We start from the raw sequence: 14,675 nt of genomic DNA, 5'->3' as shown, positions 1-14,675 counted from the left end.
TAATGACAAAGAAACGAACAATAGCTTTACGTAAAAAGCAAGATTATCAAGACCGATATATCATCCGAATGCAAGGTGGTAAAGCAGGGCTTGTGGAAGCTACCTCTAAAATGGACATCCATGAGTTTCGTGTATTTATGGCCATGCTCACGATGGTATTGCCCGACGATGATGATTTTGCAGAATACGAAATTCGTACGCAAGACATTATCAAATTATATTCTTTGAGTGATGATGGTCGATACTACGAGGCTATTCGTGATGCGGCAGAGCGTCTTTTTAATAAACGCTTTGTAATCTATGAAAAAAAGGAAGACGGCGAGATATACAAAACGACTATTCACTTAATAGACGAGACGAGTGAGCCTGTCAAAAAAAGTGAAAAAAATCGTATTCGTCTAAAGTTTAATCCAAAACTGAAACCCTATTTGTTAGAACTTCAGAGAGAGTACCTAACCATCGATATTCGAAATATTGCGAATGTGCAAAGTCCGACATCGGTAAAGATGTACTTGATATTAAAGCACCAATTTAATTTGGGAAATCGTAAGGCACGATATTCGGTTGCACGTTTGCGAGAAATTTTGGCGATTCAAGATAATGAATATCCGATGTACGGAAATTTCAAACAGAAGATTTTGCAGAAGACGGTCAATGATTTTGAGAAATATACTGACTTGGTTGTAACGCAATTAGAAGAAGAAAAAGTTGGTCGTGCTGTGGATGCTGTTATATTTCATTTAGAAGAAAAGAAAGCCCCGAAGCAACTGGAACAAATTTCGAAAAAGCTCACAAGACAAGTCATCAAATCAACGAATGGCAGTATTGTGGTAGCTTCAAGAACTCAGGATTTTATTGAAGAAATCACTCCTAGCGAAGTAATTGAGTCCACTCTCATTCAATCAGAAGAACGCATCAGTACGTTAGACCAGCTATACGAAAACGTCAGGCGCTTCAGAATTGCTAAAAATACCCTCAAAAAGTGGCTAGATAGTTATTCTGAAGAGCAAGTAAAGCGTTCGATTGACTATGTGATTGAAAAAATAGACAAGGGAGAAAAAATAAAAAGTGTCGGAGGCTATATCTTTAATCGTATCAAAGACGCTGATTGGGGAAATGAAGTAGTGACAAAAGAGATAAAAGTCAAAACTAAAGTTCCCTCTCCTATCGAGATTCAAAAAGCGAATCAATTACAAAGTGAATTGGAGAGATTGAAAGTTGACTTACAAAAAGATTATTTTCAAGAGCGATTGGGGCTCGTACAAACCTTGGTTCAGGATGAGCAAGCTTTGATTGCGCAATTGATGTTACAGCTTAAAAATGATAATGTAACTGAAAATCCGAATATCTTGGCTGAGCTTGCTCAAGCTAATTATCAGTTGTATCCAGAGTTGGATAATGTGCAAGAGTTTTTGGTGAACTTTGATAAAGGGGGAATTTTTCAAGGATATATGTTCGAGAAAGTAGAGAAATTATATCCATCAAAATTTGCTAAAATAAGAGAAGAGTTTCAAGCAAAAGCGTTAGCAAACGGACTTAACGCAAATACCTTTTTTTAAAGTTTGAAGGTCTATCAAATGGTCAAAATGACCATTTGATAGACCTTCATTTTTAGAATACTTTCTTAAAATTATTGAAAGATTTTTGAGCTTCGTCCAAATCTATCTTGCTTCTAGAGGCGAAAGCGATTCTTATTTTTTCCAAAACATCTTCATATAAAATCTCAATGGCTGGCTCTTCTATTGTTGTCTCAGAATTTAATATTTGCGTTTGAGATACAATTGCTTCAAATTGAGAAAGATCTTCAATTGGTTGTTCGACTACTTGCTTAGATAGTTTTTGAACCTTAGCCTTTTCGATTTTTGCTTTTCCAGAAAGAACTTCATTTCTTAATTGAGTACTGAATTTTTCGAGACCAGCAGCAAACTCAGCATCACGACGAATGGTTTTTTCCGAAACATTATATTCTTCCGCAAGCTTCTTGGCTGTAGAACTCTCTTGAGAACTATCAGCTATCAATTGGTCATTTTGACCATTTGATAGCTCCTTTTTGAAGTTCAAACCGACATTAATTTTTTCGGTTTGATAACGAAGTCCTCGAAGATAAGATGCTTGTTGAGGATTCAAATTACGACGACCCAATTGAAGGTCAATCATATATTCTTTGGCTTCTTTAATAGAGTCGAAAGGCACCAGCTGAACATTGAAATTAATCCCTAGCTCGCTACAAATATTGTAACGGTTGTGCCCATCTACTAATACATAAGCTGCCTCTTCTGCCGACCCTGTCCCAATGATTTCTTTGGTTGTTTCCCATACTAAAAGAGGATCTTTACAACCATCCTTTAGCAGGTTTGAACGTAATTGTTCATATTCCTGAGGTAATAGAGGTGGAATAAAGTCTCTAAGTTCATCGAGAATCGTGATATTGGTTTTGATTTTTTCGACATAACTAAAAGAGTTGGTAATAGCTTCCCTTGCTTTAGATTTCAAGGTGCTTTTAAAATCTTTTGCCATAATTAGAATAGGGTTAAATATTCGGCACAGAAGGTATCATAACATTTTGCAGCTTCCGAATCTTTGTCGTACATCCTGATAGGAATTTGCTCAATTTGGGCTTTTTGAAAAGCAATCAAGTGTCGAATTTCATTACTAAAAATACGAACATGATTAAATTCTTCACGAACTAAATCTTTGATTCCATTGTGAACGGTATTGTTACGAACCATTGTAAAAACAATTCCATCCACCTGCAAAGAAGGGTTAAAGATTTGTCGAGCTTCCGAAACACGTTCCAAAAGAGTATTCAATCCTTTCAAGGCTGACATTTCTGGAAGCAAGGTAATCAAGCAACTATTAGATGCCTGCATGGCACTCATCGTAAGGATATTCAATGACGGAGGGCAGTCAATCAAAATGAAATCGTAGTTTTCACTCAGTCTCGAAATGAGAATTTTAAGACGTTGCTCTCCTCCTACTTTATTGATTAATTCGGTTTCTGCCTTGGACAACTCAATATCTGATGGACAAATGTAAAGGTTATCTGCCACCTGATAACTAGGTAGGTCTTGAAGCTTTACCAAGCTAGTGTACACCTGTTTTTCGTCTTGAATATCAACGTCAAAAATCTGACTCAAATTGCCTTGTGGGTCAAGGTCGATAAGTAATACCTTAAAGCCTTTTTTGGCGATAGCTTCACCCAAATAACCAGTAGTTGTAGTTTTGCCTACTCCACCTTTGTGATTGATAACGGATACAACTCTGGCTTTCTCGAATAACTCTGGAGAGTAGCCATAAGCTGTCAAAACTGGCAATAAAGATTCTACGTGTTTATCACTTAGTTTTCTTTCACCTTTAAGTGCTTTTGCTATAGTATCTTTAGGTAAATTTGCTTCACGTTCAAGCGTAGCAATCGATAAGGCATTACGCCTTCTGATAAATCTAAGCAGTTGGTCTTGTATCATTTCTTTTGCATGTAATTATATACAAATATAATTATTTTGCATGATTTTTTATGCAAAATAATGAAGAAAATTTTTGCTTATCTATTGGTCATTTTGACCATTAGATAAGCTTCTTTTCTTTTGGGTGAATTGTAGAAATCTGTCAATAAAACATTTCTATCTAATGGTCATTTTGACCAATTGATATGCATCTCTCCTTTCGGGTGAATTGCAGAAATCTGTCAAAAACTATTTCTATCTAATGGTCATTTTGACCATTAGATGAGCTTCTTTTCTTTTGTGCGAATTGTAGAAACTTGTCAATAAAACATTTCTATCTAATGGTCATTTTGACCATTAGATGAGCTTCTCTTCTTTTGTATGAATTGTTGCAATCTGCCAAAACAACATTTCTATCTATTGGTCATTTTGACCATTAGATGAGCTTCTCTTCTTTTGTATGAATTGTTGCAATCTGCCAAAACAACATTTCTATCTATTGGTCATTTTGACCATTAGATGAGCTTCTTTTCTTTTGTGTGAATTGCGGAAATCGGTCAATAAAACATTTCTATCTAATGGTCAAAATGACCATTAGATAAGCTTCTCTTCTTTTGTGTGAATTGTAGAAATCTGTCAAAAACTATTTCTATATAATGGTCATTTTGACCAATTGATATGCATCTCTCCTTTCGGGTGAATTGCAGAAATCTGTCAATAAAACATTTCTATCTAATGGTCAAAATGACCAATAGATAGAACGGACATTTAACTAATGAATAAGGGTACTTGAAAAATTATTTAAAATGATTCTAAATAATACTTGACAATTCAATTCTTTTTTACATACCTTTGTGCAGTTATTTATATTGAGTCTAAATAAAAATAATGAAAGTGTTTAAGAATATTACTTATTTGAACTAGCGTCAAATCCATGAGATATAAGTGTGTTGTGTTATTGTTGCTGTGTTTGGCAGCAAGCTGGCAAGTATTTGCCCAAGAAATAATAGTAGAGGGAAAAATTACCAATACGGAGGGATTCCCAATAGAAGGTGCTACTATCCTAATGCTAAAATCTGGTAAAGGGACTGTGAGTAAATCGGACGGAAGTTTTAGTTTAAAAGTTACTCAAAAGCAAACGGAACGCATTAAAATTAGCTCAGTTGGATATGAAACTGTCGAGAATGCACTCGATTGGAAGAAACCTACGAAAATCCAAGTGTTATTAAAACCTTCGGTAAAGAACCTTGACGAAGTAGTTGTAACGGGACAACCACAGGGTCAAACGCTCCGTAATTCTGTTTATCAAGTAAGAGTTATCGATAGAGCAAGAATAGAACAGCGGGCGGCCACCAATGTAATGGGAGTTTTGAATAATGAAATAGGTTTCAGGTTTTCGAATGATATGGCTCTAGGTACAACGGATATTCAGTTGATGGGTATGTCGGGTAGAAATGTCAAGATATTATTAGACGGAGTTCCGATGCTTGACCGAGGAGATACACGAGAAAGCTTGAATCAGATAGATATTAACAGTATCGAAAGAATTGAGATAGTGGAAGGTCCTATGTCGGTCAACTATGGAACAGACGCCTTGGCAGGGGTAATCAATATTATTACGAAAAAAGGAAATGCCAATCATTGGAGTCTGTCAGCTAAAGTTCAAGAAGAAACGGTGGCAAATGAATACGGTTTTAGTAAAAATGTAGGCGATGTTTGGGATGGCATACATCTTCAAAGTATTACTGGAACGTGGCAACACAAGGCTCTCTCCTTTTCTGCAGGTTTGACCAATCAAAGTTTTGGTGGCTGGCAAGGCAATTCAACAGGAAGAAATAAAGAATGGTTGCCTAAAACACAAACCCTAGCGAATGCCAAGTTGGGTTATCGTTTTAAAAATGTAGAATTCTATTATCGATTAGATGGCCTTGATGAAGATATTGTCAATCTTGGGACAGTCAACATCAACACGAATCAAGTACGAGACCAGCGCTTTTTGACGACGCGACTAATGCACCAATTTCAAGGTAATTGGCAAGCAAATGAAAAACTGACTGTAAATTTCTTAGCAGCCTATACCGACTATCAGCGCAAAACACAAACCTCAATTTTGGATTTGAATACGGGTAAAAGAACGCTTTCGCTTGGTGCTGGAGAACAAGATATTTCAAAATTTAATAATGCTATGATGCGTGCTACGGCGTATTATCGATGGTCGAAGTTGTTGAATTTACAAGCTGGTTTTGAAATCAATGCAGACCGAGCTAGCGGAGCCAGAATTGAGGGGTCGCCCAGTATCAATGACTATGCACTTTTTGTGGCGCCAGAAATTAATCTTGACTCAGTTGTGTTGATTCGCCCTGGTTTTAGACTAATCAAAAATTCGGTATATGCTGCTCCCCCATTAATACCTGCGTTGAATGTGAAGATAAAATTGAGTCAACATTGGGATTGGCGTATGGCGTATGCACAAGGATTTAGAGCTCCTGCATTGAGAGAACTATACTTTAATTTCTTTGACGCAAGTCATTCAATCAAAGGTAATCCTAATTTGAAAGCAGAAAACTCAGACAGCTTCAATGCCTCACTGACTCGAATAGGCAATATTGGGAAGTTTCAACATAAATCAACTTTGACAGGATTTTATAATGATTTCAGAAATTTGATAAGCTATGGTACCGATCCAACGAATCCAAGTGTTTCGCAAACGATAAATATCGATAGATTTAAAACAACTGGTTTTACGATTGAACAAACGTTAGCAACTCAAAAATTACGTGCCAGCTTGGGGCTTTCATACATTGGCAGATACAATCAACTGTTGAGTGACGAGAGTTTGGCGAATACAGCTATGGAAAGTTTTTTATGGTCGCCAGAAGTAAATACCAATGTGAGCTATACTCTAGGTTCGGGAACTACTTTGGGTTTGTTTTATAAGTTTACAGGCAAGCAACCTGCCTATCAAGCCAGCACTGATGCACAAGGGAATGCTACTGCAAAGTTGACCGAGATAGGAAGTTTTCACTGGGCAGATTTTACCATAACCCAAAAACTAAAGCATGGCTTTCAGCTTAACGCTGGAGTCAAGAATCTAGCAAATGTTACACGCTTAAATAATACAGGTACTACCTCAGGCTCGGCGCATAGTACGAGCGGACCCGTGCCAATGAGCTATGGACGCTCTTATTTTGCAGGTATTACTTATCAGATTCATCAATAAAATTTTGTAACTCATTCTCATAAATTAAACAAAAACAATGAAGTATTTTTCTCAATTATTAGGAGCATTACTTTTAGGTGGTGCTTTGGTGGTATCGTCATGCAAAGACACAGAGATTGCTCTACCCGATAACCTAGCACAATTTGAAGCAACACAACAAGGAATTGATGCCGCTACAACAGAATCAGTGATCAAAGTAAAGCTTTCGAGAGCCGTAGAATCTGCGACTTCGGTTACTTTACAATTGGCGGCAACAGGGCTTACTTATGGAACTGAGTTTACAACAGAACCTGCCGCAAGTAATAACCAAATTACTTTACAAATCCCAGCGGGAAGTAGCGAGACATCTTTTAAACTGACCAAAAAAGCAGGTATTTTTCTGAGTGGCTCGGAGTCACTCGCTGTAAAAATTGCTTCAACGACCAATTCTATTTTGGTTGGAACTAATGCAGAATTGACCGTGAAATTTACAGCAATTGTGTCTGATGGCTCAACACTCAAACTCAATGGTGGAACTGGAGGTTCATCGGCAGTCAATTCTGTTTGGGTAGACTTTAGTAACAATAGCCAGACAGCTGTGGCTCGTACTGCTTGGGATTTGGGTTTTTATACAGGAAATACTTTTTCCGTAAAAATTAATAACCTGACTGCTGCGACAGCTATTGCAACAACTAAGACAGATATAAATCAAGTTTCCTCTGCCGATACAGTAGGTAAAAACTTGACACTCGGTTATGAAACAGCTCATTTTGCCTTGGTAGATGATGTGACAGGAGATATTTCTAAAACGGTGATAGCATCGGTTTCGGCAACCGATGCAGACAATAAAGTTTATATTTTGAATAGAGGAACTGGTGGGGCTATTGCCAAGAAAGACTTGATCAAACTACGTGTATTGAGAAATACATCAGGAGGATATACTTTACAATATGCCAAACTGAACGAAACAAGCTATCAAACTATGACGATTGCTAAAGATGCTTCTTTGCAGTTTGTGTACACCTCTTTCGATAGCACAAGTCCTGTTTCGGTAGAGCCAGCCAAAGAAAAATGGGATATTCAATGGACAGGAGCTTTGTACAAAACAGCACTATCAGCAACAGCAGATATTCCTTATTATTTCTCCGATCAAGTCTTTATTAACCATTTGGCTGGTGTGCAAGCCGCAGAGGTGTTGACTAGTACTGTAAGCTATGATGCCTTTGCCGAAAGTAATATTAGTACAGTAACGTTTAGCAATAACCGTTCGATAATTGGTGCCAATTGGAGAGCCACTACGGGAACAGTTGGTGTAAAAACGGATAGATTCTATGTAGTAAAAGATGCCACAGGGAATGTCTATAAATTGAAATTCTTGAACTTTACTTCTGCTGATGGTGGTGAAAGAGGCTATCCAAATATTGCCTATAAATTGGTAAAAAAAGCACAGTAGTTTAAAGAAGAAAAAATACCAAGTGTAAAAGAACTTTCACTTAGAAAAGGCTATGAAAAAACTCATTTTAGGGTATTTATTGCTTTGCAATATTTCTCTTTTCGCACAAACAAAAACACCAAGAATCGTCTCTATCAGTGGCGCTGTTACGGAGATATTGGTTGGTTTAGGTTTACAAAATCAGATTGTTGGCACAGATGTAACCTCCAATTATCCTGCCTCAATCGAGAAACTCCCAAAGGTAGGACACAACCGTGGTATAGGTGCTGAAGCAACTTTGGCATTGCAGCCTACCATTGTAATTGGGACAAAGGATGAAAAAGGAAGTTCTTTCCTGAAACCAGAAGTAGAATCTCAATTCAAATCGGCAGGAGTAAAAGTTCAGATGTTTACCCAAATCTATACCGTAGAAGGTACAAAGAAACTCATAGATGAAGTGGCGTCATATTTTGGAAAAAAAGCAGAAGCACAACGATTAAAACAGCAAATTGATGTGGCGCTGAAACAAGTCAAAAAACTTAAATCTCCGCCCAAAGTTTTGTTTATTTATGCACGAGGTATGGGAGCGTTGTCGGTGGCAGGTAATGGTACTTCTGTGAAAAGTTTGATAGAATTGGCAGGCGCCCAAAATGCTGTCAATGATTTTGAGAATTTCAAACCACTTACTCCCGAAGCCCTAGTAGCCGCTAATCCAGATTATATCCTATTATTTGATTCGGGTTTAGAAAGCATTGATGGCACAGCAGGATTATTAAAAATCCCTGGGGTCGCACAAACTAATGCAGGAAAGAAAAAGCAATTTATCACCATGGACGGAGCAATGCTAACGGGTTTTGGCCCGAGAGTAGGCTTGGCAGTTTTGGAACTGAATAAAAAAATTAACCTTTAAATCTATGAATAATTCTGCTGAAGCGCGGTTTGTAGACACGCTATTGACAAGCAAAACTAGCTCTTTTACCAAAAATGGACTCATTCTTCTTGGTCTTACATTGGTACTAATCACTGTAAGTTTGTGGGCAGCAGGCTTGGGTGCAGTAGCAATTTCATTCCGTGATGTTTGTTATATTTTAGGTCAAAAGTTAGGACTTGTTAGTGGTGCTGTCGACGACCAAGCCAGTGTAATCCTTACTGTAATTCGCTTGCCTAGGGTATTGATGGGGATTTTGATAGGGGCGGTATTGGGCATGACAGGAGCTTCCATTCAAGGTCTTTTTCGGAATCCATTAGCTGACCCGGGTCTGATTGGTATTTCGTCGGGGGCTTCGCTATTTGCGGTATCAATGATTGTGTTAGAACTTCATTGGTTGAGCGAATGGCAAATGCTCGGTCTGTTTGGGATGTCTATTATGTCATTTATAGGCGCTTGTTTAACGGCTTTTGGAGTGTATCAACTATCCAAAGTCGAAGGCAAAGCCTCTGTTTCCAATATGCTTTTAGCAGGAATCGCCATCAATGCACTTTGTGGAGCTATTACAGGCTTGTTGACTTATTTGGCAAACGATGCTCAGTTACGAAGTATTCAGTTTTGGGGACTAGGAAGTTTGGGTGGTGCTACTTGGGAAACACTTCAAGTGGGCGCAATAGGGTGTTTTTTGCCTTTGGTTGCCATTCCAAGATTGGGGAAATCGCTTAATGCCTTTGCTTTAGGTGAAGGTCAAGCACAACATTTAGGAATCAATGCCAAACGTTTGAAAATTCAATTGATTTTATTGACAACATTGGGTGTTGGTATTTCTGTGGCGCTTTGTGGTACAATCGGGTTTGTGGGTTTGGTTATTCCACACATCACACGTATGTTGGTAGGCTCCGACCATCGAATTGTTTTGCCAGCATCGGCGTTGATGGGCGCCATTTTATTGACTTTAGCTGATTTGATTTCAAGGACGATTGTTGCTCCTGCCGAGTTGCCTATTGGCATTGTCACCGCCATTGTTGGAACGCCAAGTTTTATTGCGATACTTATCAAAAATCGTCGATAGGAGAAATTGAGTTATTAGTTAATAGTATATAAGTTATTGGAATACGCTTGTAATCAGCAGAATATCTACAACGTATGTCATAGGAATAAGTATTCATGCAGAATTAGATTGTTTAGGCAACAGGCACAAGGTAAAGAGTGTTAGAATGTTTTAATAACCAAAGACATGCTTTTTCCAAAAGCCCACTGCCGAAAGCCGATACCTGATTGCCCAAACCCTTTATAACATGATTGAAGTTCAAAATATCAATTATAGCATTAACAAACGACAACTCTTGAGTCAGGTGAGTTTTAACTTTTCTGGTGGAAAACTCTTGGCAATCATGGGTGCTAATGGCGCTGGAAAATCAACTTTACTGAAAGTATTGAGTAAAGAACTGCCTTATCAAGAAGGTAAAGTTAGATTGGCATATCGTAATCTTAATACTTATCGCTCGGATGAACTAGCCCAGATAAGAGCGGTATTAGCACAACAAAATACCCTAGCATTTGAATTCAAAGTGGATGATTTGGTAATGATGGGTCGGTACCCGCATTTTACTTCTCGACCCAACGCCCAAGATCGAGCTATTGTGGAATATTGTTTAAACCAAACAGGTATCGCCCATCTTGCCAATCGTACTGTACATACATTATCGGGAGGCGAGCAACAACGTGTGTATTTGGCAAAAGTCATGGCGCAGTTGCTCGACTACGAATCGCTTTTTGATAAAAATTACAGGTCAGAGCAACCCAAATACCTGTTTTTAGACGAGCCTGTAACTGGTTTGGATTTATTTCATCAACAACAATTATTGACAACGGTAAAAGAGTTAACGCATAAAGGATTTTGTGTAGTAGCGATTCTTCATGATTTGAACTTGGCAATGCAATTTGCCGATTCGGTACTATTACTCAAAAAAGGAAAAATCGTGGATTACGGCGTCACACAAAAGGTTTTACAACCCGATGCTATACATGAAACCTTCGGGATTCAAGTAAAATTATTTCAGGATAGCCAATTGGATTATCCTTTTATTATTCCATTTCAAGAAAATATTTATCATAAAACAGCAAGGATATGTCAAGTGTAACCCTTTCTCTCAAAGAGATATATCAAAATTTTCAAAACGAAAATCCTAAAGTTAGAATAAGAGACGCCGCTAAGCAATTGGGTGTTTCTGAGGCAGAACTACTAGCCACCTCAATTGGTGAAGGTGTAGTACGACTTAGTGGGGATTTTAGGGAATTGATGAAACAAATTCCTTCGTTGGGATATGTTATGGCGCTGACGCGTAACGAAAGCTGTGTGCACGAACGCAAAGGAAAATATGAAAAGGTCTCATTCAACAACCATGTGGGGTTGGTACTAGGCGCAGATATCGATCTACGTTTGTTTATGAGCCATTGGAAGTTCGGTTTTGCTGTTGAGGCTCAAAATAAAAGCCTTCAGTTTTTTGATGAAAATGGAAATGCTGTTCATAAAATCTTTTTGCAAGAAAGTAGCAATGTAGCGGCCTACCAAGACATTGTTTCTACTTTTCGGGATACCGAACAATCAGAATTGTTGGAGGTGATTCCTGAAATTGAATTTATAGCTCCGCCAGCTAATCCTGATTTGGATGTTGAGGCGTTTCAGGAAGCTTGGTTAAAATTGGAAGATACCCACCAGTTTTTTCCTTTATTACAAAAATTTGGGGTAAATCGTCAGCAAGCTTTGGCTTATGCGCCAGAAGGATATGCGCAAAAAGTTTCGGTAGAGCAAGTAAAACAGGTGCTAGAAGAAGTATCAAGTACAAATACAGATATTATGATTTTTGTGTCGAGCAAAGGCTGTATTCAAATTCATACAGGGTTGGTGCAAAAGTTGGTATCTATGGGGCCATGGTTCAACGTACTGGATCCACAATTCAATCTACATTTGCGTGAAGATCATATTGCTGAAGCTTGGCTCGTGAAGAAACCAACCAACGATGGCATAGTTACAAGTTTGGAATTATTTGATGAAAATTTCCAACAAATTGCCTTGATTTTTGGAAAAAGAAAACCTGGCAAACCAGAATTACAAGCTTGGCGAGTAGCCTTGGAGAAATTTATAAACTAATGATTGATTTTGTAGATTCGGTACCGTTTGTGGTACCGATTTCTTTTTGAGTAAAAAGAGTAGAGAACTGTATAAGCAGTATGAAAGACTAAATTAGTAGTGCCTTTTGATAGTATCCATCTGATTATGAGTGTAATCCAATAACTTCATTTACTTAGCAAATTTTATCTCTAGTGAAGCCAATTCTCGAATCCATCTGGCTCGGCGTTTTTCTTTTGGGACAATCAATCTAAAAGTCCCTTCGTTGGGTGCAATTAAAATAGGTGAATCTGTGAACTCAGGGTCAAACTCGGTTAAGGCAAAAACCACTTCATAGCCATCAGAAGCTTTTGCAATAACGTATTTTGATAGACTCTCGCCTCGTAATTGATTTCCCAATGTAACGCCAGCGACTTTGAATAGCTCATAAACACCCACGGCGCTATAAGTTTTGCTTTGGTCTTTGTCTTTTACTTCAAAAATAGCAGAAGGATATTTACTCAACGCTTGTGCATCGAGGCTGATTTCTTGTTGTACTTCTCCGAAGATTCTTAACTTTTGGGCAGAAATAGAGTAGGAGAGCAGTACTGAGAATAGGATAAATAATGATTTTTTCATGGATTTGGTGTTTTATGAGGATTCGTAAAAGCGGGATTTTGAATAAAGCTTGAATCGGTGAGTGTATGTAAAAAAGCAATAATGTCCTGTTTCTCCTGAACGGTTAACACAAGACTTTTCCCATTCTTTTCGTTCGAATTATTTTTCAAAAAAGGACTTAAATTTGGCACATTCTCGATATGTTCGTTATAATGATCGAGCACATTTTCCAGTGTTTTAAATCTGCCATCGTGCATATAGGGTGCTGTGAGGGCTATATTCCTCAAAGTTGGTACTCTGAACCTTGCCTTATCAATGGTGTTTTGTGTAATTTCAAAACGCCCCAAATCTCTTTCATCAATGAGAAGTCCATTATTATGGAATAATTCGATATAAGTTTTGGCGCCACCGTGGCACTGGACACAACCAGCGCCACGAACGCCATTTTCAGGTTGAGGTAAGCTTGAAAATAGTTTTAATCCATTGGATTCTTGATGGTTAAGTGATATTATCCCTGCCAAATATTGGTCATATTTGGCATTGGCTGAAATAAGAGTTCTTTCAAATTGAGCAATAGATTTTGTAATGAGTTCGGGAGTAATTTTTTTAGTATGAAAAACCTCTAAAAATAGTGCTGGATATAATGGTGTATTTGCAAGTTTTTGGCATGAAATAGCTAGACTTTGAGCCATTTCATCAGGATGCGTAAGTGGTCCCATGGCTTGTTCTTCCAAGCTTGATGCTCTACCATCCCAAAATAATTGTCGAACCCAAAGCAAATTGGCGAGAGACATACTATTGCGTTTGGTGGTTTTTCCACTGACGCCAACGCTCAGAGTTTTTCCATCAGTAAAAGCTAAGGTTTGTTGATGACAACTGGCACATGAAATTTGGTTATTGGCGGATAAAAGTGGCTCATAGAACAGCATTCGTCCTAAGTAAACCACTTCTTTTTGCATTGGGTTATCGCTTGGAATAGAAAATCTATTTCCAAAGTTTTTGGGATATTCTAATAGATATTTGCCTCTCGGAATGAGCTCTGTCGAGACAAAAGCCATCAGTATTGTAAGTGTCGAACCCGTAAGTACGAACCATTTAAGCTTTTTCATTCCATATTCGTTATATTTGTACAAATATAACGAATATGGAATGAAAATAGAAAAGTTAATGATTTGAATCATTGGCGAAGATTGTTTAAAATGTTATTTTTGTTAAAATTTCAATCAAAATATTGAGAGCACTCACAAGCATATTTCTATTAATATTATTACTAAATTCTATTTTTAGTAAAAGTATTGCTTTGTTGATGGTTCATGAAGCTCCACAAATTGAACAAGAAGATGTTGTTTCTGAACGAATAGAAGTTGGTATGCCAATGATTTTGCCTTATACTTTTGACTTTCATAATAGGGTAGAAGGAAGAGCCTTGGTAGAGCACGATGGAAAGTTTTATAGTGTAGTGGAAAAAATCTATAGAAATGATAGTTTGATTACAGTATTACAATTGAATGAAAAAGCTACTCAAAAAATCAAACAAATAGCGCAAGAAGTAAAATTAGAAAATGGACAAACACCAACTTCTGGTCCAATCCAAAAAGCATTAGAACTCTGTAAAAACTTAGTAGTGGAATATTTACCGAATATTACCTATTCTGCCGTTTCTTTTTCTGAAAGTCATTCTTTTATTAATACAAAAAAGATCTTTTTTTATTCTACTTTGTATCATTTTTCCTATTATTTGAAACTCTTCAAACCTCCGTGTTTTTAGTTATATTTATAATTAATTTGTATTTTTAATATTAAAATATCATTCATAGTGATTTATAAATAATTTTGTTTTTAAATTCTATGGAATGGTTTTGCAATAATGAAGATGTTTAAGCTTTCGTAAAACTACTGGCGTAAGCAATGAATTTATACTGTTTGAGCGAAGCGAGTTTATA

The 14,675-nt window shown here is 37.4% G+C and carries 12 protein-coding genes; 8 read left to right on the top strand and 4 right to left on the bottom strand.

Annotated elements, in window-relative coordinates; translation table 11 throughout:
• Positions 1 to 2 precede the first annotated feature (2 nt).
• Positions 3 to 1,559, top strand: coding sequence for a replication initiation protein (locus QM491_RS07585; RefSeq protein WP_283326846.1), 1,557 nt, complete (start codon positions 3 to 5; stop codon positions 1,557 to 1,559).
• A gap of 52 nt (positions 1,560 to 1,611) precedes the next feature.
• On the opposite strand, the gene QM491_RS07580 is transcribed toward QM491_RS07585, so the two are convergent.
• Both QM491_RS07580 and QM491_RS07575 read right to left on the bottom strand, forming a co-directional pair.
• A complete protein-coding gene (locus QM491_RS07580; protein WP_166550752.1) occupies positions 1,612 to 2,517 on the bottom strand; it encodes a ParB N-terminal domain-containing protein in 906 nt (301 codons plus the stop codon).
• A gap of 2 nt (positions 2,518 to 2,519) precedes the next feature.
• A complete protein-coding gene (locus QM491_RS07575) occupies positions 2,520 to 3,464 on the bottom strand; it encodes a ParA family protein (RefSeq protein ID WP_166550751.1) in 945 nt (314 codons plus the stop codon).
• Positions 3,465 to 4,377: 913 nt separating this feature from the next.
• Between QM491_RS07575 and QM491_RS07570 the strand changes: the two genes are divergently transcribed.
• From QM491_RS07570 to QM491_RS07545, 6 genes are all read left to right on the top strand, one after another.
• Entirely contained in the window at positions 4,378 to 6,663 is a 2,286-nt protein-coding gene (locus QM491_RS07570) for a TonB-dependent receptor (RefSeq protein WP_283326842.1), read from the top strand.
• Between the two features lie 37 nt (positions 6,664 to 6,700).
• Complete coding sequence (locus QM491_RS07565; protein ID WP_283326840.1) at positions 6,701 to 8,095, top strand: HmuY family protein; 1,395 nt, start codon at positions 6,701 to 6,703, stop codon at positions 8,093 to 8,095.
• A gap of 52 nt (positions 8,096 to 8,147) precedes the next feature.
• Entirely contained in the window at positions 8,148 to 8,984 is an 837-nt protein-coding gene (locus QM491_RS07560) for a heme/hemin ABC transporter substrate-binding protein (protein WP_283326839.1), read from the top strand.
• Between the two features lie 4 nt (positions 8,985 to 8,988).
• Positions 8,989 to 10,074: a FecCD family ABC transporter permease gene (locus tag QM491_RS07555; protein WP_283326837.1), complete on the top strand. Its 1,086-nt coding sequence runs from the start codon at positions 8,989 to 8,991 to the stop codon at positions 10,072 to 10,074.
• Between the two features lie 226 nt (positions 10,075 to 10,300).
• Entirely contained in the window at positions 10,301 to 11,146 is an 846-nt protein-coding gene (locus QM491_RS07550) for a heme ABC transporter ATP-binding protein (RefSeq protein ID WP_283326835.1), read from the top strand.
• On the top strand, positions 11,134 to 12,156 hold the full coding sequence (locus tag QM491_RS07545) for a hemin-degrading factor (RefSeq protein WP_283326833.1): 1,023 nt from the start codon (positions 11,134 to 11,136) through the stop codon (positions 12,154 to 12,156). Before QM491_RS07550 ends, QM491_RS07545 begins: the two co-directional genes overlap by 13 nt.
• A gap of 150 nt (positions 12,157 to 12,306) precedes the next feature.
• On the opposite strand, the gene QM491_RS07540 is transcribed toward QM491_RS07545, so the two are convergent.
• A complete protein-coding gene (locus tag QM491_RS07540) occupies positions 12,307 to 12,753 on the bottom strand; it encodes a molybdopterin-binding protein (protein ID WP_283326832.1) in 447 nt (148 codons plus the stop codon).
• A complete protein-coding gene (locus QM491_RS07535) occupies positions 12,750 to 13,913 on the bottom strand; it encodes a cytochrome-c peroxidase (protein WP_283326831.1) in 1,164 nt (387 codons plus the stop codon). Before QM491_RS07535 ends, QM491_RS07540 begins: the two co-directional genes overlap by 4 nt.
• 50 nt (positions 13,914 to 13,963) lie before the next feature.
• Here QM491_RS07535 and QM491_RS07530 point away from each other — a divergent pair, with 50 nt between their 5' ends.
• Positions 13,964 to 14,500, top strand: a complete 537-nt coding sequence (locus tag QM491_RS07530) for a hypothetical protein (protein ID WP_283326829.1) — start codon at positions 13,964 to 13,966, stop codon at positions 14,498 to 14,500.
• Positions 14,501 to 14,675 lie beyond the last annotated feature (175 nt).

The sequence above is a fragment of the Flectobacillus longus genome, from assembly GCF_030056705.1.
Classification (GTDB): domain Bacteria; phylum Bacteroidota; class Bacteroidia; order Cytophagales; family Spirosomataceae; genus Flectobacillus; species Flectobacillus longus.
This window is presented reverse-complemented; position numbering and strand designations above follow the sequence as displayed.